A 20,678-nucleotide genomic window follows, 5' to 3' on the forward strand; every position below is an offset into this window, starting at 1 on the left:
GGGGAAAATTGAAAATGAACAATACGGTGATCACGAACCCTATCATCTGGGCGGATGTTCCGGATCCGAGCGTTATTCGGGTAGGAAGAACCTTCTACATGGTTAGCACGAGCATGCATTCGATGCCCGGTTGTCCAATCATGAAGTCTGAGAACTTGATGAATTGGGAGCTCGTCAATTACGTGTACGATACGTTGGAGGATAATGATGCACATAAATTGCTTGATGGCAAGGGCATTTACGGAAGAGGCTCTTGGGCTGCCAGCTTACGGTATTATAATGGCTTATACTATGTTTGCTTCTCTAGTCTCGACATGAATCGATTCTATGTCTATAGGACGGAAGATATCGAGAACGGTCAATGGGAGAGATTCGTCATTAATGGACTCCATCATGATCCAAGCCTGCTGTTCGATGATGGACGCACTTATGTCATTCATGGTAATGGAGATATTCGTATCACGGAGTTGATGGAAGACGCAACCGCCTTGAAAGCGCACGGCATCAATCAACTGCTGTTCGAAACGGATCGGGAAGGAATCATGCTGCGCAGTGAGGGCTGTCATGCTTATAAAATAAATGACTATTACTATTTATTTTTCATTGAGTGGCCGAATACAGGCAATAAACGTCGTAGGCAATTATGTTATCGTTCGCGGAATCTATTGGGTCCCTATGAGCGCAAGCTCGTTCTGGATGATAATATGGGCTATCGAAATAATGGCATCGCACAGGGAGGCATTCTCAATATACCAGAAGGCGACTGGTACGCCGTGCTGTTCCAGGATCATGAAGCCGTCGGGAGGATTCCTTGTGTGCTTCCGGTTGCCTGGGAGGACGATTGGCCGGTAATCGGCGTAGACGGCATGGCGCCGAAATCTTTCGAAGTATCACTGCCAAGCTCGTCTCCCAAACCGTTCGTCATCAGCGACGAGTTCGAGTATGGAGAGAATCGTCTGGCGCTAAACTGGCAATGGAATCATAATCCGGATAATTCAAGATGGTCAGTCACGGAGCGCCCTGGATATTTGCGGCTTACGACGGGTCATGTGACCCATAGCGTGGAATTTGCTCGCAATACGCTCACACAGCGGACGGAAGGCCCGGCATGCGTAGGGACGACGGTCATGGATATCACCCACATGAAGCCGGGTGACCGTGCGGGGTTGGTCGCACTGCAATATCTCTTCGGAACAGTTGGCATTCAAGTCGAAGAGAACGGTGATCGTTATGTGGCGATGTGTGTAAACGGAAGAGCGGATGGCGGCGAAGGCGAGATCACGGTAGAACGCATGCTGTTCGAGGGCAACGAGATTTATTTACAAATCAATTTTCAGTTCGACAACAGTGAAGACATTGCCCGTTTCCGCTACTCCACGGACGGGGAGACCTGGCATTCGATCGGGAAACCATTACAGATGCAATATAAACTGGAGCATTTCATGGGCTACCGATTCGGGCTATACAATTACGCAATGAAGCAAACAGGCGGATACGTAGATTACGATTATTTCCGCTACAATAAGCTTGGACAATAAATCGATTAATCAAGAGGAGTGTTTCGACGCATGCCTTACCAAAATCCTATTATTAGCGGATTCCATCCAGATCCCAGCGTATGTCGATATGGAGATGACTTTTATCTGGTTACTAGCTCCTTCGAGTATTATCCAGGAGTTCCGCTCTTTCACAGCAAGGATCTCGTGAATTGGAAACAGCTTGGCCACGTTTTGACCCGGCCTGAGCAGCTCGATTTGAGCCGGGCAGCCAGCTCCGGTGGTATTTACGCCCCGACGATTCGTGAACATGAAGGCATTTTCTATGTTGTGACCACAAACGTTTCGGCTGGCGGCAACTTCTATGTGCATACAGATAATCCGATTGGGGAATGGTCGGCTCCTATCTTCGTCGATCACCCCGGAATTGATCCCGATCTGTTCTTCGACGAGGACGGGACTGTTTACTTTACTTCGTCCGCTAATGGGGCAGAGGGCCAAGGCATCTATCAGAGTCGAATTGACTTGTTAACTGGCAAGAAAATATCTGATGTGGCCTTTCTGTGGGCGGGTACCGGCGGTCAATATCCAGAGGCACCCCATATTTATAGAATCGGTAGTTGGTATTATCTGCTCATCGCCGAAGGCGGCACCGAATATGGGCATATGGTGACCGTGGCAAGAAGCAATAAACCAGACGGTCCGTACGAGAGCTGCCCGAGCAATCCGATCTTGACCCATCGCAGCCAAGCGAAGTCCATCCATGCAACAGGGCACGCAGACCTCGTTCAGGCGCAGGACGGCAGCTGGTGGTCCGTATTCCTGGGCATTCGTCCTGTCGGCTATCCGAATCGCCACCATCTCGGCAGAGAGACGTTCCTTGCACCCGTCACCTGGACAGAAGAAGGGTGGCCGATAATCGGCGAGAATGGTACCGTAGGCGAAACGATGTCATCTGGCGGTTTAGTGCTGCAGCCAGAGACCGTTGAGAAGCCGGTGAGAGATGACTTCGACGGTTCAGCTCTCTCTCCGGAATGGAATTTCCTGCGTTCATCTAATTCAGAGAATTGGTCGTTGATGGTGAGAGAAAGCTGTTTGACGCTATACGGCTCTTCAGCTACCTTAAATGATGTTGATGCACCTGCGTTTATCGGGCGAAGGCAGCAGCACTTTACATGCCTCGTATCCGCGCTTTTGACGTTTTCACCCCAACAAGATGGCGAAGAAGCGGGAATTACAGTGTTCATGAACGAACGGTTTCATTACGAGATTGCGGTAACAAAGATTGCTGGCGACCGAAAGCTCATTTTCCGGAGAAGGCTCGGTTCATTGTGGAAGGTGGAAAACGAGATACCATGGTTGGCGGAAACAGTCATACTAACCGTCAAAGCGGACAAGGAGCATTATGCCTTCGGGTTCTCAAATGGCAGCGATGAAGTGCCTTTCTGGTTCGGTCATGGGGAGTGCTCTCTATTAGCTACAGAAGTCACCGGCGGGTTTACGGGCGTCTTTATCGCCATGTACGCTACGGGAAATGGCATTCGATCCACATCGCCGGCTCATTTTGAGTGGTTTGATTATGAAGCCGACGAGTAGAAGGGAATAAACGAGCGACCTAAGCGCATGCACAGGCCTCTCGCTTTCTATACTTTTTTTGTGAAGGAATTACTATGGCTTGTGTATCCTTAAAGAGATGCATAGGAACAGGAGGCGAACGAAGAAGTGATCAATTCTCGATATGATGGATCAACAAAGCTTCATGAAGCGTTCAAGCAGCAGTTCTTAATAGGGGCGGCCGTAAATCCAATGACGATGATCTCGCAGCGTGAGCTGTTGGCGTATCATTTCAATAGTATAACGGCAGAGAATGAAATGAAGTTTGAGCGTCTGCATCCTGCCGAAAATCAATATACGTTCGATGAAGCCGATCGCTTGATGGGGTTCGCCAAAGCGAATGACATGGCGGTTAGAGGCCATACGCTCGTATGGCATAATCAAACGTCTGATTGGGTATTTAAGAATCGCTCGGGTGGCATTATTGACCGTGAGACACTGCTGGCGCGAATGAAGGCTCACATTGATACGGTGGTTACACGTTATAAGGGAGATATCTACGCATGGGATGTCGTGAATGAAGCGGTTTCCGACAACGGCGGGGAGCTGCTGCGATCGTCCAAGTGGCTAGACATCATTGGTGATGATTTCATTGCCAAGGCGTTCGAATTCGCGCATGCGGCGGATCCAGAAGCACTTTTATTTTATAACGATTATAATGAATCAGTACCAGAGAAAAGAGAAAAAATCTATACTTTGGTAAAGTCGCTGAAGGATAAGGATGTACCGATTCACGGAATCGGACTGCAAGCTCACTGGAGCCTGGAACATCCGAACCTCGATGATATTCGCCAAGCGATCGAGAGGTATGCAAGTCTCGGAATGAAGCTGCATATTACGGAGATGGATGTATCCGTATTCCGTCATGAAGATCGCCGTACTGATCTAAAGGCGCCAACCGAAGAGATGCTTGCACGACAAGCGGAACGTTACCAGCTATTTTTCCAGCTCTTTAAGGAGTACAGCGAATGCATAACCTCAGTGACATTCTGGGGAGGGGCGGATGATTATACCTGGCTGGATCACTTTCCGGTGAGAGGCCGAAAAAATTGGCCATTTATTTTTGATACGGAACAACTCCCTAAGCAATCTTTTTGGAACGTGATGGATGTTGCGCAATCTTGAATTTGGCATAAAACTTATTAATCTGGCGGAAGAAACTGTGTTCATAAGGTTATGAAACAAATCAATTAGCAGCGAGGGACTTGACCCATGTCCTCGAGTTGCTGCTCGACAGCCTGGCCACCACGTCATTAGGACGTGGTTTTTTTTCGATTATCATGAAAGTTTAATTATATTCATTTACAAATTTGGTTGTTACTAACTAATATAGGTTAAGTGAGATGTGTAGAAGTGGAGGTATTATGTGAATACAGAAGAGCCGAATTTATTATTTGTAAGACAAGCAGTAGAGAAATATTTTGCTTCTATTGATGAATTGGAACGTGTGCTCGAAGGCGGATCTACATATGTGTATCGTTTTCGATCAATGACTGAAACTTTTTATGCCCGTATTATGAAAGAAGAAGAAAGCTTTGCAATTGAAGTGAAAATACATGAGATGTTAATTAAAAGTGGTGTACAAGTTCCTAAGGTTGTCTGTTTTGAGCATAAGAACGAATTGCTGGGACTTTCCTTTATGATCGTTGAAGAAATAGAAGGAAGCTGCATGGAAAGTATGTCTGAAAAAAAGGACTTTGAGCATATCCTTCATCAAGCAGGAAAGCAAATTGCTTTAGTGAATCAAATAAAAGTGGATGGATTCGGATGGGTGAATAGAAAAGTTCATCATGATCTCATCGGAGAAAGTGATTCTTTTAGAGGATTTTATGATGAACTTATAACAACCGTCATAAGTGGACTGCCACAAAGCGGCTTTACTGATACTGAAATGAAAGTGATTAATGATAGTTTGGAAATGGTCTTTTCTAACATGAATGATACGGATGCTTATTTGGTTCATGGAGATTTTGATTTAACGCATATATTTTGCAACAAGGGCAGGTACACTGGAATTATTGACTTTGGTGAAATAATGGGCAATAGCCGGTTTTATGATTTGGCCCATTTTAGGTTCCATACCGATTTCCCTAAGGGGATAAACGGTATGGATGCTTTATTGAATGGGTATCGAGAAATTTACAAACTAACAGAAAAAGATATTTTTGATATTGATTTATTAGCATTGTTTTTTGGGGTATGGAAATTAGGTAAGACGTTAAGCAGGCCAAATCTGTATAAATACTTTCTCGGAAAAACTAAAACGCAGCTAGAAAGACTTAGATAAGTATGTTTAAATATTGTTTAAATTAGGAGGGTATTTATGAAAATAGCGAAGGTAGATGTAGGTGGAGGAATTATTGCCATCGTGAGCAGCAGCGAGATCTTAATCGAGGATGTTCAATCAGCATTGGATCTTATGGCAACCGTACAATATGAAGCAGGCAGTGATCGTATAGTTATAAACAAATCCTTGCTAAGTGAAAGTTTTTTTGATTTGAAAACACGCCTTGCAGGTGAAATACTGCAGAAGTTCATTAATTATCATGTAAAGGTTGCTATTGTTGGAGATTTTTCTGTGTACACAAGTCAAAGCCTAAAAGATTTCATCTATGAATGTAACAACGGCCACGATATCTTTTTCTTGCCGACTGAACAAAAAGCGATTGAAAAGTTAAGCAAGCTGAAGTAGTAGATGGAGCGAGAGTTGACCATGTCGGGTTACTTGCGGGGACAAATAGCAAAAATGGCGAATTTAAATATGGAAAATTTAAGATATTACGAGGATCTAGGTATCATTTCTGCGCCGTTGTGTTCAGAATCAGGTTACCGGCTATACTCGGAAGAAGTGTTGATTCAACTTAATTTCATACTTAATGCCAAATCATGTGGATTCACATTAAAGGAAATTCAAAAGGCGCTGCAAAAATCCAAGAGCGGGCAATTAAACATCGAAGCATTTATCGCTGTGATCGATAAAAAAATGTATAAAATCCATTCCGAAACTCAAATTTTAACACGCCAAGTCATGGCGTGTTTTTTGTACGGGCAATTAAATCGACTTCATTTTCTTAATTGGTTCTGTTATTTCTCTTCTAAGTAGTGCAATCTCATGTTTATATGGCGCATCTTTATATTTGATTTCGCCAATAGAGGGCGTCTCCAATAATTTAGGAATCTGAGTAAGTTGAGGATGATGCACGATATAGTCAAGAGCTTTTATACCGATGTACCCATGTCCGATATTTTCGTGACGATCTTTTCTGGAGCCTCGTTCATTTTTAGAATCATTAATATGAAGTACTTTCAAACGGTCTATCCCAATTATTCGATCAAACTGCTCAAGCACGCCGTCGAAATCATTGACAATATCATACCCGGCATCATGAATGTGACACGTATCTAAGCAGACAGATAACCGTTCGTTATGTTGAACCCCATCAATGATTTTTTCGATTTCTTCGAAGTTTCGACCGCATTCCGTACCTTTTCCAGCCATTGTCTCGAGTGAAACTTGTACGTGACTATCCTCAGTAAAAGCTTCATTTAATCCATGAATAATTTGCTTGATTCCCTCTTCGCTGCCTGCGCCTACATGCGATCCTGGGTGCAATACCAATTGCTTGGATTGCAAACTCTCCGTCCGTTTTATTTCCTCTTGAAGAAATGTCACGCTGAATTCGAAAACTTCTTTTTTCTTCGTGTTCGCTAGGTTAATAAGAAAAGGAGCGTGAACAACGATGTTAGAAATGCCATGCTGCTTCATATGGGCGTGGCCGCGCTCAATATTATAGAGTTCAATCGATTTGCGTTTCGAATTTTGTGGAGCACCTGTATAAATTAAAAAGGTCGAAGCGCCATAGGAGGCTGCTTCTTTACTTGCTTGCAATAACATCTCTTTTCCACCCATGGATACATGAGATCCTATTAAGATTGACAAGAAGACCACTCCGCTCGTATTAAGGATATTAGTATCAACTATATCATCAGGAGGTCTAAAAAAATAATGGTGAGTATTGGGGACAGAGCTAATACAAATTTTAATAGGCCGCAAACGAGACTAAAGTGTTAAATTAGTCGAAACAATTATCATTTAAGTTTTGTTTAAGGTCGACCACTTATAATTTTGGATATAAGAATAGATAACAAATATGTAGTGAAATAGAACGGAGAGGAGAAAGTGATGCGGATTTTACTTGTTGAAGATGAAAAGTACATGGCTGAAGCATTAGCTCAAGTTCTTAAAAAAAATAATTATACTGTCGATCTTGCCCTTGACGGAGAGTACGGTCTTGATTGTGCATTATCCGCTATCTATGAGATTATTATACTTGATATAATGCTTCCGAGAATAAACGGTCTTGATGTATTGAAAAAGTTGCGTGAAGAAAAAATCGCCGTTCCAGTCATTCTACTTACGGCAAAGGGCGAAACCGAGGATAAGGTTACAGGACTCGACTGTGGTGCGGATGATTATCTCGTAAAACCGTTCAAAACCGAGGAGCTTCTCGCCCGACTTCGTGCATTGGGACGCAGGAAGAGCGAGCTTGTGCCAGAGGGAATTCTATCATCTGGTGATATTGAGCTTAATCCGAATACTCTAGATATTTACTGCGGAAAAAAAACATATAAACTGACCTTAAAAGAGAGCCAGCTTTTAGAGCTTCTCATTCAGATGAAAGGTATGATTGTATCTAAGAATTCCATCATTGATAAGCTATGGGGATTTGATAGTGAAGCGGCGGATAACCATGTGGAGGTTTATATTTCTTTCCTGCGCAAAAAACTATTATCGCTTAATTCATCTACTTCAATTCAAACAGTACGTGGCGTGGGGTATTTACTAAAAAACGGCAGAGGATAAAATGAAATTATGTTTAAGAAACTTCGAAATAGGTTCATCCTGCTTAACATGGTTATCATTTCAATCATGATGATTGCCGCTTTTTCCGTTATATACATTATGACATACGTGAATACACAAAATGAGAATTACTCGAAGCTACAGAATCTCTCCTCTACGGTAATACCTACTCGATCACCAATACATATTCTGGCTAGAACTTCAGATGATCAAAATGTTCAAGTAATGATTCCAAAAGATTATACACTTTCATTTAATGTGATATTGGATGGTTCAAACCGATTAATAAGCGTTCATTCTTTTGTGGATATGCCTGAAGAAGTTTTTGAAAATGCGGCTAGGTTTGCGACGGATTCCAATAATGAAAGTGCAAGAATTTCACTAAATGGTAAACTGTGGCTATTTATTAAACAGGATATAAAAGGTAGTTTAGTATTCAGAGACAACGGCGATCCCTTTGGTTCAACAAAAAGAATAAATAACCTCACTCAAATATCTTTTTTAGACATTACCGAATCACAAAAAATATTGACACAATTACTCTTAACTTTTGGGGCAATTGGTATTGTAATGTTATTTGTTATATGGGGGGTCAGTGTGTTTTTTGCGAAACGCGCCGTTGCTCCTGTTGAGGTTTCGTATGACAAGCAAAAACAATTTATTGCAGATGCTTCCCACGAACTAAAGACACCTATTGCAGTAATTAATGCTAATGCTGATGCATTGCTAACGAATAAAAAAGACACCGTTGAGAGTCAAGAGAAATGGATCGGATATATCAAAGCCGAAACCGACCGTATGAGCAAGCTGGTAAGCAGCCTTTTATATCTTGCCAAAACCGAGCACGCTGAAACAAGCACTGAAAGTCTACCGTTTAATCTAAGCGATACTGTTCGTGATACTGTGCTTTTAATGGAAGCGGTTGCGTATGAAACGGGATTGATACTTACACAACATATTGAGCCCAATATTATTATAAACGGTGAAAGCGAAAAACTGGCTCAGGTAGTAAAGATACTTTTTGATAACGCAATCAAATACTCCGATTCAAACGGCGGTATTGAAATTACATTAAAGAAATCAAGACATCAGGTTGTCTTTTCCATAACAAATACCAGTATGGGTATATCAAAGGAACATCTGTCGAAAATTTTCGACCGTTTTTATCGTCCGGATCCATCAAGAACGTATGATGGCAGTTATGGATTGGGTTTGCCGATCGCCAAAGCAATCATAGAGAATATGGGTGGTAAGATTTATGCAATGAGTGTAGAGGGACAAAGCACTACCTTTACATTTGTACTTCATAAATAAAGAATGATTGAAAAAACAGCCTTCGGGAAACTGCCCGAAGGCTGTTTTTTTGTTAGAAAAATTCGTTGTTTGATTTAAGGTTGGTTAAAGGTCTGTCTTCTATTATTAGCAAGAGATAGTTCATATAAAGGAGAATGTCGATGAAAAAAAATGTTGTACCAATCACGATCTTTGCTCTTTCCGTTCTAATCTTGGGTATGGGCATATGGCAGCTTGTGCTATATATCCCAGCGCAGCTTGATATGCTTGATCAAGCTGAATTACAAGGAACTACAGATGAACAAATATCCGACTATTACAGGCAACAATTTTTGCCACAAGTGCTTACTTACATTATTACCTCTTTCGGCATTGCGGCCATATTGTTTGCAATCGGTATGCTTTTTGTTAAAAATGATACAAAAAAAGTTGCAAACCAGTATATGAAACGGAAAGGCTATTCAAATCAGTCCGATGATGACGAACTTGATGATTTCTTTGAGGAGTTTGAAGCTGTGAAGGACGAGCGTAGAAGTGAATAACACATACAATATTATATTGAAAGGCAGCAACAAGTTAGAAATGAGATATTAAAAAAGGAGCTTGAGTAAAATGTACATATTTCAAAATGCACTGAAAAACCTAGTGCGAAACTTAGGTAGAAACATCATGATTGGGGCGATTATTTTCGCTATTATTTTAACGACTGTAATTACTCTTATCATTAATAATACTGCTTCGGCCGTGATTGATGATTATAAAGGCCGGTTTGGATCTGAGGTCTACATCAGGCCAAACATGGAAAAGGTTAGAGACGAGGCGATGAAGAACTCAAAAGATGGGCGCGTAATGATGCGCATGCCTCAAATCTCTTCCGAACTGTATTTGCAATTTACTAATTCCGAATATTTAAGAGAAAGTATCTTAACAGGCAGCCGTGGTGCAAACAACTCTGATATCCATGCAATTGACCAAGACGATAATAGTGAAGCAAACGGAAATAGTGGACTTAGTGCGTCATCGGGAGGAATGATGCAAGCCATGAGGTTAGACGGTGGTAATTTTCAGTTGCTCGGAGACTCATGGCAGGATTTTAACGATGGATTGAGAAGTTTTGAGAGTGGTACATTTCCGCAAAATGACAACGAATGTGTTATTAGCACTGAGCTTAGAGATGCGAACAACATCAAGATTGGAGATCATTTAACCTTTACGGCCAAAGTCGATATAGATACCCCGATTGATTTGGACACGAGCGGTCTAAGCGAGGGCGACACGGTGGAGGTAAACGGTACTGAGTACAATGTGTCCATTTCCGCTATGGAAACAGTTAGATTAGATCGCGATGTTACCTACGAGCTCGAGGTGGTTGGCGTTTATGATGACCTCACCGATGAATACGCCAATGAGAATATGACGAAAGCCGCTTTCTTGAATAAACGAAACGAAGTTCTGACAACACTTCCTACTCTGCTTGCGGCGAGAAAATCCGATGAAACGGGAATACGGATCAATGCGACATATTATCTGAAGGAACCCGACATGATCTCAGATTTTGAAGCACAAGCCAGAGCAATGGGACTACCAGATACGTTCGACGTGGAAACCGATGCCGCTTCCTACGATAATGTCGTGAAACCTGTTTTAGGGTTAAAGAATATCTCAATCACCTTTATGATTGCCGTTATGGTAATGGGAGCAATCATTCTCCTGCTTCTTTGCTCCATCTCCATCAGAGAGCGCAAATATGAAATTGGTGTGCTTCGCGCGATGGGTATGAAAAAATTCAAAGTCGCACTCGGACTTTGGACGGAAATTCTCACAATCACCTGTATTTGTCTTGTAATCGGTTTGGGTTTGGGTGTTACCGCAGCACAGCCTGTATCTGATGCAATACTGAAAAGTCAGGTTTCCGCAGCACAGGCCAGTGCTCCACAAGTTCCCGGCGGCATGATGGTAGCTGGGAAGGGGGGCCCTATGACATCGATGGGTCCTGGTGGTTTCATGTCAGGTGGCGCGTCACAAGCACAGCCATTGTCTGAAATGAAGATCACGCTCGGACTAAATACGATTTTGGAGCTTATTCTGATTTCGATTTTATTAGCTTCCTTTGCCGGGCTTGTTTCCATCAGCAAGATTACCAAATACGAGCCGATCAGAATACTCATGGAAAGGAATTAGGTGATACAAATGGGCGTATTGACACTTAACAATGTAACCTATAAATATGAAGGCACAAAAAAGTATGTTTTAAACGGGGTTGACGCTTCCTTTGAAGCTGGAAAGGTTTACACGATAGTAGGCAAGTCAGGCTCTGGTAAATCCTCGTTGCTTTCTTTAATAGCAGGGCTTGATATATGCACAGGCGGAACGATTCTGCACGGCGATCATGACATAAAGAATCTCAACCGTGACGAATATCGGGCGAAGGGCATAGGCGTTGTATTTCAGAGCTTTAATCTTCTCACCAATTCGTCCGCGATCGAAAATATCGTGCTTTCTATGAATATCAGCGAGAGCAAGGAAGTGGACAAAAAGGCATTCGCCTATGCCTTGCTCGAAAAGGTTGGCATTGATAGGGAAACTGCGGATAGAAAAATCCTCAAGCTATCCGGTGGTGAACAACAACGCGTAGGTATAGCACGAGCCATTTCACACAACCCTGAGATTGTCATCGCAGACGAACCAACAGGAAATCTCGATAGTGCAACCGAAGAGGAAATATTGAATATATTTTCCGCTCTTGCGCATGATGAGGGGAAATGTGTAATCATTGTTACCCACTCCAAAAAAGTAACAACTATTGCGGATGTGATTTATGGTATGAGTGATGGAAAGATGGCACAGATGAAAAAACGTGATTGATACTATGGCGGTATTATCAAATGGCTCATGCTAAACCAGCATGAGCCATTTTTGAGTGCGCCCAGCATGGGTGCTATTTATAGGGTTCGAGGTTGCTCCTAATTTGAAACAGGAGCTGCTTCAGTATATCATTAAAGCAGTTAATTCCTATTGCGTTACTTAATCTGACGTATTCTTAACAAAATAGTGTTGACTAGAGAGGAAACGTTTGTTAATTTATTGATAAATAGAAAATGATTATTGAATAATGATAAAAAGGAGAAGTGGACATGGATAGAATTTTAGCTGCCAGAGGCGGCGAGCTGCGGTGCAAAGGCTGGAGACAGGAAGCACTGCTGCGGATGCTCGAGAATGTACTCGAAAATGGTGAAAATCAACAGGAGCTTACCGTGTATGCAGCGCTTGCCAAAGCGGCGCGCAATTGGGATTCCTATCATGCCATTGTCAACACACTCAAATCGTTGGAAGAAGATGAAACGCTTGTTATTCAATCAGGTAAGCCAATCGGTATTATGCGAACACATAAATATGCCCCTATCGTTGTCATGGCGAATTGCAACATTGTTGGCAGATGGGCAACAAGCGATAATTTCTATAAATATCAAGAGCAAGGCTTAATCGTTTGGGGCGGTTTAACAGCTGCAGCATGGCAATACATCGGTTCTCAAGGCGTCATTCAAGGTACTTACGAAATATTCCAGTCGATCGCTAGAATGCATTTCGGCGGCAGTCTATCAGGGAAATTTATTTTGACTGCCGGCTTGGGCGGAATGGGTGGAGCACAGCCATTAGCGGGCACGATGGCAAATGCGGTTATTTTATGCGTGGAGGTTTCCGAAGCTAGAATTGATAAACGCATTGAAGTTGGTTATTTGCAAAGGAAGACAGCAAGCCTTGATGAAGCGCTGAAGTGGATTCAAGAAGCTAGCGAGAGACAAGAGAGCTTATCCGTTGGACTGCTTGGCAACGCTGCAGATATTTATCCGGAGCTGATTCGTAGAGGGATTCAGCCTGATATCGTGACAGATCAGACATCGGCGCATGATCTGATGTACGGCTACATTCCATCCGGCTACAGCTTGGAGAAGGCTGCGGAGATGCGCAAAACTGCACCGGATCAGCTTCAGGCAGATGCAGGCGCTTCAATAGCAATCGAAGTGGAAGCGATGCTGGAATTTCAACGAAGAGGCGCAATTGTCTTTGATAATGGGAACAACATCCGTTCACAAGCGGTGCAAAATGGGGTTAAGGATGCTTTTGATATCGCCGTATTTACGGAGGCTTTTCTTAGACCGCTTTTCTCGCGTGCCATTGGTCCTTTCCGCTGGGTCGCGCTCAGCGGAGAAGCTAGCGATATTCAGAAAATTGATCAATATATATTGGAGCATTTCAGTGACAATGAGGTCGTTGTCAATTGGATTCGACTAGCGAACCAGTATGTGCCGGTTGAAGGATTGCCAGCACGCATTGGCTGGTTCGGTCATGGTGACCGGACAAAGCTGGCATTAGCCGTTAACGCAATGGTGCAAGCAGGTGAGCTGAGTGGGCCAATTGCTTTCTCTCGTGATCATCTAGATGCAGGTTCCATGACACATCCTAATATTATGACTGAGAATATGAAAGACGGCAGTGATGCCATATCGGACTGGCCGCTGCTGAATGCAATGATCAACTGTTCTTCAATGGCTGATCTTGTGGCGATTCATTCAGGCGGGGGCGGCTACAGCGGCTACATGACCAGTGCTGGCGTAACGCTTGTTGCAGATGGAACGACGGATGCAGATTTGAGATTGAAAACAACGCTGGATAATGATACGGGACTTGGCGTCATGCGTTATGCGGACGCAGGCTATGAAGAAGCGCTGGATGAAGTAAGCAAAAAAGGCATACGAAGAATTGATACAAATCGGAAGGGGAATGCATAATGCGGGAATTGACTATAGCAGATGTGCGTGCGGCAGTAAGAGGAGGATCCGTATTCGCAGCAGGCGGCGGAGGCTGGGTTGATCATGGATTGGAGATTGGCGGCGCGGCGGTAGGTATAGGCAAGCCGAAGCTAGTTTCGGTTGATGAGCTTCCAGATGATGCCATTATTATTACGGCGACTGCAATTGGCGCACCAGCAGGAAGAGACTGGGAAATGCGAGGCATTGATTATATTAAAGCGGTTGAGCTCTTGATGGAAAACTACGATGGCAAGGTTGTTGGCGTTATGACGCCGCAAAACGGCATGTCGAGCACGATTAATGGCTGGCTTCCTGCTGCTGCCCTTGGGCTTGTTGTCGTAGATGCAACTGGCGATATCCGCGCGCATCCGACAGGGAAAATGGGCTCGATGGGTCTGGCATCTCGTACCGATTATGAGACGATTCAGGTTGCCGTTGGGGGAAGAAGGGATACAGGCTCTTATCTTGAGCTGGTTGTGAAGGGAACACCTGCGAAAACCTCTAATATTTTGCGGACGGCATCTGATATGTCAGGAGGTTTCATCGCCTCTGCGCGCCATCCTATTCCAGCTTCTTATGTGAAGGAGCATGCTGCGATCGGCGGGATCTCGATAGCGATTGAGCTTGGCTATGCCATGATCGAGGCAGAGGCGATTGGTGCTGAAGCGATTATGGAGACCGTATGTGAAAAAACGAACGGTCGGATGATCGGTAGAGGCGTTGTGTTAAAGAAGGATGTTCATTACTCTGGAGCCTTTGATATTGGAACCATTACAATGGCAGATGGCCAAGGCGGCGAGTTAACGCTGCATGTAATGAACGAATATATGGCTGTGGATGATGCGGAAGGCAATCGATTGACAACCTATCCAGATGTCATTACAACCTTTGAAGCAGCTACAGGACTGCCGATTAGCGTAGGCGGCGTGAAGGAAGGCATGGAGCTTTCCTTGCTTGCTATCGACAAGCAGCATGTTCCGCTTAGCTCTAGCGTAAAGGACCCTACCGTATATCCAGAGGTAGAGAAGGCGCTGGGCATTCCGCTTGCTGTATATGGTCTTAAGGGCATCGAATAATGGACGGAAAAATAGAAGCAGGAGAACTGAAACAGCCGTCTGAGCAAGTCATTATTCTTGATGGGCATAGTCTCACTATTCGCGAGCTTGAGCTCATAGCCATTGACGGGTATCGGGTGGAGCTGTCTGAGCAGGCAATGGAACGGGTGCAGGTAGCGCATGTGCTCATTCATGAGCTTGCTGCAGAAGGCATACCCATCTATGGACTTAATCGCGGCGTCGGGCAAAATAAGGACCGTGAGATTACCGCGGAGATGTATGAAAGATTTAATCGAAATCTCATTTATTCTCATTCTGCTGCGATAGGGCCTGCTGCTTCAGAGCAGCAGGTAAGAGCGGTGCTGGTTGCCCGTTTGAATTCATTGCTGGTGGGATGTACAGGGGTGCAGCCGGCAATTGTATGGATGTACCGGGATTTGCTTAATGCAGCGATCCACCCGATTGTGCCGTCTCGCGGTTCTATTGGCGCCGGAGATATATCCGTTTTATCTCATATTGGATTAGCTATTATTGGCGAAGGAAACGTGATTTATAAAGGTCAAACAATGTCTGCAAAAGCTGCTTTTGATGCAACAGGGCTCACACCCCTGCAGCTTGGACCAAAGGATGCGCTTGCGATTGTAAGCTCCAATGCACTGTCATCAGGCAGTGCCGCTTTGACCGCAGCAGCAGCTCTAAGATTGCTGGATACTGCTGATGCTGTTTTCACCTTGTCGCTTGAAGCGCTTCAAGGCTGCATCCTTCCTCATGAAGCAGCATTGTTCGAGGTGAGACCCTTCGAGGGAGCGGCGGAGAGCGCGTCTAATGTAAGGCGCAATTTGCAGGGCAGTACATCGATGAAAGAGGATCAAATCAATAAAATTCAAGATCCGCTAAGCTTTCGAAGTGCTTGTCATGTTCATGGCGCAGCTCGTGACGCGCTGGCGTATGCTTCAAAGCTGCTTCTTATTCAATTAAACGGATCAGATGATAATCCATGCGTCCTTATTGAGGAGAGAAGGGTCATTCCCTCGTCTAATTTCGACGTCACCTCATGGACCATTGCGTTTGAGATGGTAGCTATTGCATTAAGCCATGTATCGAAAATATCCTGCTACCGCTCATTGAAGCTGGGAACGCCTGCCTTTACAGGTCTTGAACGTTTCCTAGCTCCAAATGCAGAAACGATTGCTTTCGGCACGCTTCAGAAAACCTATACTTCCATAGATGCCGAAATCCGGCTGCTGTCTAATCCGGTCTCGGCTGATTACTTCTCCATTGCGGGTGATATGGAGGATCACGCCAACAACACTCCGCTCGTTATACGGAAGACAGCTGATATCATTGATCGTTTACTTTACATTCTTGGCATGGAAGCCATGCAAGCGGCTCAAGCGATTGATTTGCGCGGCTCGCAGTCTGCTTTAGGCAAAGGATCGGCCGCTTTGTATGCCCAAATCCGCAGTGTTGTGACTACTTTGACGGAGGATCGCCCTTTAACCCCTGATATTGATGCTGTATATCATCTGATGCGCAAAGGAATTTATTTGGAAGGGAGAAGCGAATCATGATCAAGCATTATGATCTTTTGGTTTATGGAAATCTCGTGCTTCCGAATGAAGTGTTATATGATTCGGTGATTGGAATCAAAGGCGGCAAGATCATCAACATCGGTCGACAGGATGCTGATGATCTGACAGCAGATAAGGTGATTCACGCAGAAGGAAGCTTCGTGCTGCCCGGCGCTGTGGATGCCCATGTTCATTGCTATAGCTCATTGGACGAAGGCTTTACAACGGCAAGCACATCAGCGGCAGCAGGCGGAGTAACGACAATCATTGAAATGCCGTATGATGCTACGGGCATGATCTGTACACTGGATTTGTTTGATGAAAAGAGGAAGCAGCTTGAGCAGCAATCGCTTGTTGATATGGCGATGCTCGTTACGATACATAAGCAGGATGGCTACGAGCATATTCGGCAGCTTGCAGAAGCAGGAGCCTGCGGCTTCAAGGTATCCATGTTCAATACGGACTCCTTTCGGTTTCCGCGCATTGACGATGGCCAGCTGCTAGACTCCTTTGCGGTCATAGCCGAAACCGGCTGTCCTGTTGGCGTTCATGCAGAAAACGATGAAATAGTAAGGCGTTATATCGATAAATATCGTTCTGAAGGAAATGATCCCCGCGCGCATGTGTGGAGTAGGCCGAAGGTCAGTGAATCTGTGGCTGCCCTGACCGCTATGGAGCTTGCTTACGAGACGGGGGTCAAGCTGCATTTGTATCATTGCACGTATCCTCGTATTTTTCAGCTGGCGGATTACTTCCGCTCGCTTGGGGCTAAAATTACCGCGGAGACATGTACGCATTATTTGACGCTTAGCGAGGAAGATATGCCCAGGCTGCAGGCGAAGGGGAAAATCAACCCTCCGCTGCGAGCGAAATCGGATGTTTCCGGTCTCTGGGAGCTTGCGTCAAAAGGAGCAATCGATATGATTACATCTGATCATGCGCCTTGGCTGATTGAGCGTAAATCGGATGCTGATATTTTCAACAATGCTTCGGGTGCACCAGGTGTCGAGCATTTGCTTCCTATTATTTATAGTGAAGGCGTTGCCAAGGGACGGATTTCGCTTATGGACATGGTGAGGCTGCTTAGTCAAAGGCCTGCTGATGTGTTTGGACTCGGTCATCGCAAAGGAAGATTGGCGGAAGGTTATGATGCCGATCTCGCAATTATTGATCCAACCGTTGCATGGACGCTGGATGAGCGGGAGCTTCATTCTAGTGCTGGCTGGAGTGCTTATGAAGGCATGAAGATGCAAGGGAAGCTTTCTCATACCTTGGTAAGAGGAACTGTTGTATATGAAGCGGGAGTTATTGTAGGCAAGGCTGGTCATGGTGAATTTGTAAGAGCAGAGCATATTGCCTAAGTCATTGTAGAGAGAAGGGGTTGGAAATGGAGAGTAATGTAGACAGGCTGATACCTCATATATCCAGGCTGCAAGCGAATATTGAGCAGCTGTCAACGATTATTAACCCGTCCAAGCCAGGCTGGACGCGCCGTCCATTCACTGACGAGTATGACAGCGGAAGGCGCTGGCTGATTGAGCAAATGCAGGAAGCAGGGCTTACGGTGTCTATAGATGCCGCCTCTAATTTGATTGGCAGCTTGCCTGGGAGCGATCCTGCACTCGCTCCAATTATGATTGGCTCTCATACCGATACGGTCACGGGCGGTGGGCGCTTTGATGGCATTATCGGCGTGCTTGCCGGTATTGAAATCGCTCGATTGCTTCTTGAATCTGGAAAGCGGCTTCGTCATACGCTGCAAATTGTTGATTTCACTGCGGAAGAACCAAGTGAGTTCGGCATTTCGACGATTGGAAGCAGAGGCATGGTTGGGAATTTGACGGAAACCATGCTAGAGCTTCGCGATGATACGGGGCTAAAGCTTGCCGATGCGATTAATCGGCAGGGCGGTGATGTCAGTCTGCTAAATATACAGGCGAGGAAGCCCGGTGATGTTGCGCTTTATCTAGAGCTGCATATCGAGCAGGGCCCTGTGCTTGAGCAGTCAGGAAATCGTCTTGGCGCGGTTCTTGGCATTGTTGGCATACATCGTTACCGTGTTCAAATATCAGGAGCGCCGAATCACGCGGGAACAACGCCAATGACGCTTCGCCATGATGCATTAGCGGGCTTTTGTGAGATTGGCCTAGCATTTGAGCGTCACTGCTTGCACTATGCGAAGGATGCGGTTGGCACGATTGGCAAACTAACGAACGAGCCCAATGCTTCTAACGTAGTGCCGGGATTGGTTAGATTTGATCTCGAAATACGCTCACTTAATCATGAGATATCTGATGCTGTGTATGCGGCATTTGCGGATGAGGCATCTGACATTGCTGCAAGGCGCGGACTGGATTTGTCGTTTGAATGCTTATCGAAATCGGATGCCGTTATCGTCAAAGAGCAGGTATTGGAACAGGTGCTGGCGGCATGCGCATCTGTAGCTCCGGTTATTTCTTTGCCGAGTGGAGCGGGTCATGATGCGAACCAACTGGCTAGAATTGCTCCAATTGGCATGATCTTTGTTCCAAGCAAGGATGGCAGAAGCCATTGTCCGGAGGAATGGACGGATATTCAGGATGTAGCAGCAGGAACGCAGGCTCTTGGAGAAGCTTTGCTATGGTTTGATGCTGCTGATTTAAGCGGGTGGCAGGATGACTAATTCGGGACTTGCACAGATCAATGGACAGCGGCTGATGGCATCCATTGAGCAGCTAGGACAAATTGGCATCGACGTAAATGGCGGCGTTACACGGCTTTCACTCAGCAACGAGGAATTAATAGCGAGACAATTTATCATTCGTCAGATGGAGGATGCCGGGCTTCATGTTAGACAAGATGAAGCAGGCAATCTGATCGGTCGACTTGAGGGCGAGGCGTCTGATGCAGGAGCAATCGCTACGGGGTCACATATCGATACGGTCATTCAAGCTGGTATATTCGATGGCGCGCTTGGCGTGCTTGGCGGAATAGAAGCTCTGCGTACGATTAGAGAACAAGAAATTAAACATTTTAGACCCTTAGAGGTGATTTGCTTTACGGACGAAGAAGGTGTCCGTTTTGGCGCCGGTTATTTCGGAAGTCGAGCGATGACTGGGCAATGGAATGAGAGCTGGCTGGAACTGACCGATTCGGAGGGTACTACACTCAAGGAAGCTATGGAATATGCCACCTTGGATCCCTATGGAGCAGCGTTCGCTAGCCGCAGCCGCGAATCTATTAAAGCTTATGTGGAGCTTCATATTGAGCAAGGCCGCGTTTTGGAGGAACAGGATGCGCCTGTTGGCATAGCAACAGCGATTTATGGGCACAGCTGGCTTGAAGTGACTGTACGCGGGCGTGCAGACCATGCAGGAACAACTCCGATGAAGCTGCGGCAAGATCCACTGACAGCCGCAGCTGCTCAACTGCTAGCTATTGAACAAATAGCGGTTGAGCACGGCGGAGTTGCTACAATCGGCACGTTAAGAATGGCTCCGGGAGCTATTAACGTTATCCCTGGAGAGATTGTATTTACTGTCGATATGCGGCATGAAGCAGCGGAGAAGCTGCACAGCATGCAACTGGCTATTACGACCGAACTAACAGCTATAGCGCAGCAGAGAGGTTTGTCAGTCTCGTTTCGAACCATAGACAGTGCCCAGCCTGTTCGTTCCTCTCCGAGCATCGTGGATGCAATAGCAGAAAGCTGTAAGGAAGTCGGGCTGCCTGGAACTTATATGGTCTGTGGTGCAGGCCATGACGCGGTCGCAATGAATGATCTTACTGAAATGGGTCTAATCTTGGTTCGTTCGCGTGATGGAATTAGTCATCATCCACTCGAATGGAGCAGTCCTGAAGATTGTGAGGCAGGAGCAAATGTACTCCTGCAAACGCTAATAAAGCTGGCAAATGAATTGAATTAATAATTCCGATTGACATAATGGGATATATAGATTAATAATAATGGTAACTCATTATTAATAGATGATAAT

At 45.1% G+C, this 20,678-nt stretch carries 18 protein-coding genes; 17 read left to right on the forward strand and 1 reads right to left on the reverse strand.

Annotated features, from left to right (window positions below; genetic code table 11):
• The first annotated feature begins 14 nt into the window (after nucleotides 1-14).
• From CEF13_RS08370 to CEF13_RS29665, 6 genes are all read left to right on the forward strand, one after another.
• Nucleotides 15-1,538: a glycoside hydrolase family 43 protein gene (locus CEF13_RS08370; protein ID WP_102710261.1), complete on the forward strand. Its 1,524-nt coding sequence runs from the start codon at nucleotides 15-17 to the stop codon at nucleotides 1,536-1,538.
• A gap of 30 nt (nucleotides 1,539-1,568) precedes the next feature.
• Nucleotides 1,569-3,092 carry a glycoside hydrolase family 43 protein gene (locus CEF13_RS08375; protein WP_102710262.1) on the forward strand — a complete coding sequence of 508 codons (1,524 nt, stop codon included), beginning with the start codon at nucleotides 1,569-1,571 and terminating at the stop codon, nucleotides 3,090-3,092.
• Between the two features lie 129 nt (nucleotides 3,093-3,221).
• Nucleotides 3,222-4,235: an endo-1,4-beta-xylanase gene (locus CEF13_RS08380; RefSeq protein ID WP_102716283.1), complete on the forward strand. Its 1,014-nt coding sequence runs from the start codon at nucleotides 3,222-3,224 to the stop codon at nucleotides 4,233-4,235.
• 241 nt (nucleotides 4,236-4,476) lie between these two features.
• Nucleotides 4,477-5,397, forward strand: a complete 921-nt coding sequence (locus CEF13_RS08385; RefSeq protein WP_102710263.1) for a phosphotransferase family protein — start codon at nucleotides 4,477-4,479, stop codon at nucleotides 5,395-5,397.
• A gap of 36 nt (nucleotides 5,398-5,433) precedes the next feature.
• Nucleotides 5,434-5,802 carry a DUF4180 domain-containing protein gene (locus CEF13_RS08390; protein WP_102710264.1) on the forward strand — a complete coding sequence of 123 codons (369 nt, stop codon included), beginning with the start codon at nucleotides 5,434-5,436 and terminating at the stop codon, nucleotides 5,800-5,802.
• A 21-nt stretch (nucleotides 5,803-5,823) separates the two neighbouring features.
• Entirely contained in the window at nucleotides 5,824-6,213 is a 390-nt protein-coding gene (locus CEF13_RS29665; protein ID WP_425320556.1) for a MerR family transcriptional regulator, read from the forward strand.
• Here the strand turns inward: CEF13_RS29665 and CEF13_RS08400 are convergent.
• The gene (locus tag CEF13_RS08400) at nucleotides 6,163-7,050 is read right to left on the reverse strand and encodes a deoxyribonuclease IV (protein ID WP_102710266.1); all 888 of its coding nucleotides are present in this window, start codon (nucleotides 7,048-7,050) and stop codon (nucleotides 6,163-6,165) included. The genes CEF13_RS29665 and CEF13_RS08400 overlap by 51 nt on opposite strands.
• Nucleotides 7,051-7,293: 243 nt before the next feature.
• Here CEF13_RS08400 and CEF13_RS08405 point away from each other — a divergent pair, with 243 nt between their 5' ends.
• From CEF13_RS08405 to CEF13_RS08455, 11 genes are all read left to right on the forward strand, one after another.
• The gene (locus tag CEF13_RS08405; protein WP_102710267.1) at nucleotides 7,294-7,974 is read left to right on the forward strand and encodes a response regulator transcription factor; all 681 of its coding nucleotides are present in this window, start codon (nucleotides 7,294-7,296) and stop codon (nucleotides 7,972-7,974) included.
• Between the two features lie 9 nt (nucleotides 7,975-7,983).
• Nucleotides 7,984-9,288, forward strand: a complete 1,305-nt coding sequence (locus tag CEF13_RS08410) for a sensor histidine kinase (RefSeq protein ID WP_102710268.1) — start codon at nucleotides 7,984-7,986, stop codon at nucleotides 9,286-9,288.
• 140 nt (nucleotides 9,289-9,428) lie between these two features.
• A complete protein-coding gene (locus CEF13_RS08415; RefSeq protein ID WP_102710269.1) occupies nucleotides 9,429-9,809 on the forward strand; it encodes a hypothetical protein in 381 nt (126 codons plus the stop codon).
• Nucleotides 9,810-9,879: 70 nt separating this feature from the next.
• Complete coding sequence (locus CEF13_RS08420; RefSeq protein WP_102710270.1) at nucleotides 9,880-11,448, forward strand: ABC transporter permease; 1,569 nt, start codon at nucleotides 9,880-9,882, stop codon at nucleotides 11,446-11,448.
• A 9-nt stretch (nucleotides 11,449-11,457) separates the two neighbouring features.
• The gene (locus CEF13_RS08425) at nucleotides 11,458-12,132 is read left to right on the forward strand and encodes an ATP-binding cassette domain-containing protein (RefSeq protein WP_102710271.1); all 675 of its coding nucleotides are present in this window, start codon (nucleotides 11,458-11,460) and stop codon (nucleotides 12,130-12,132) included.
• A gap of 269 nt (nucleotides 12,133-12,401) precedes the next feature.
• Nucleotides 12,402-14,057 carry a thiourocanate hydratase gene (locus tag CEF13_RS08430; RefSeq protein ID WP_102710272.1) on the forward strand — a complete coding sequence of 552 codons (1,656 nt, stop codon included), beginning with the start codon at nucleotides 12,402-12,404 and terminating at the stop codon, nucleotides 14,055-14,057.
• Nucleotides 14,057-15,154 carry a thiohydantoin desulfurase gene (locus CEF13_RS08435; protein WP_102710273.1) on the forward strand — a complete coding sequence of 366 codons (1,098 nt, stop codon included), beginning with the start codon at nucleotides 14,057-14,059 and terminating at the stop codon, nucleotides 15,152-15,154. The genes CEF13_RS08430 and CEF13_RS08435 overlap by 1 nt, the downstream gene beginning before the upstream one ends.
• Entirely contained in the window at nucleotides 15,154-16,704 is a 1,551-nt protein-coding gene (locus tag CEF13_RS08440; protein ID WP_102710274.1) for an HAL/PAL/TAL family ammonia-lyase, read from the forward strand. The genes CEF13_RS08435 and CEF13_RS08440 overlap by 1 nt, the downstream gene beginning before the upstream one ends.
• Nucleotides 16,701-18,065 carry a dihydroorotase gene (locus CEF13_RS08445; protein WP_102710275.1) on the forward strand — a complete coding sequence of 455 codons (1,365 nt, stop codon included), beginning with the start codon at nucleotides 16,701-16,703 and terminating at the stop codon, nucleotides 18,063-18,065. The genes CEF13_RS08440 and CEF13_RS08445 overlap by 4 nt, the downstream gene beginning before the upstream one ends.
• A gap of 26 nt (nucleotides 18,066-18,091) precedes the next feature.
• On the forward strand, nucleotides 18,092-19,366 hold the full coding sequence (locus tag CEF13_RS08450; protein WP_102710276.1) for a Zn-dependent hydrolase: 1,275 nt from the start codon (nucleotides 18,092-18,094) through the stop codon (nucleotides 19,364-19,366).
• Nucleotides 19,359-20,609: a Zn-dependent hydrolase gene (locus tag CEF13_RS08455; RefSeq protein WP_102710277.1), complete on the forward strand. Its 1,251-nt coding sequence runs from the start codon at nucleotides 19,359-19,361 to the stop codon at nucleotides 20,607-20,609. Before CEF13_RS08450 ends, CEF13_RS08455 begins: the two co-directional genes overlap by 8 nt.
• The last annotated feature ends 69 nt before the right edge of the window (nucleotides 20,610-20,678 follow it).

Origin of the sequence: Paenibacillus castaneae, from assembly GCF_002884445.1 — a bacterium.
GTDB classification, from domain to species: Bacteria; Bacillota; Bacilli; order Paenibacillales; family Paenibacillaceae; genus Pristimantibacillus; species Pristimantibacillus castaneae.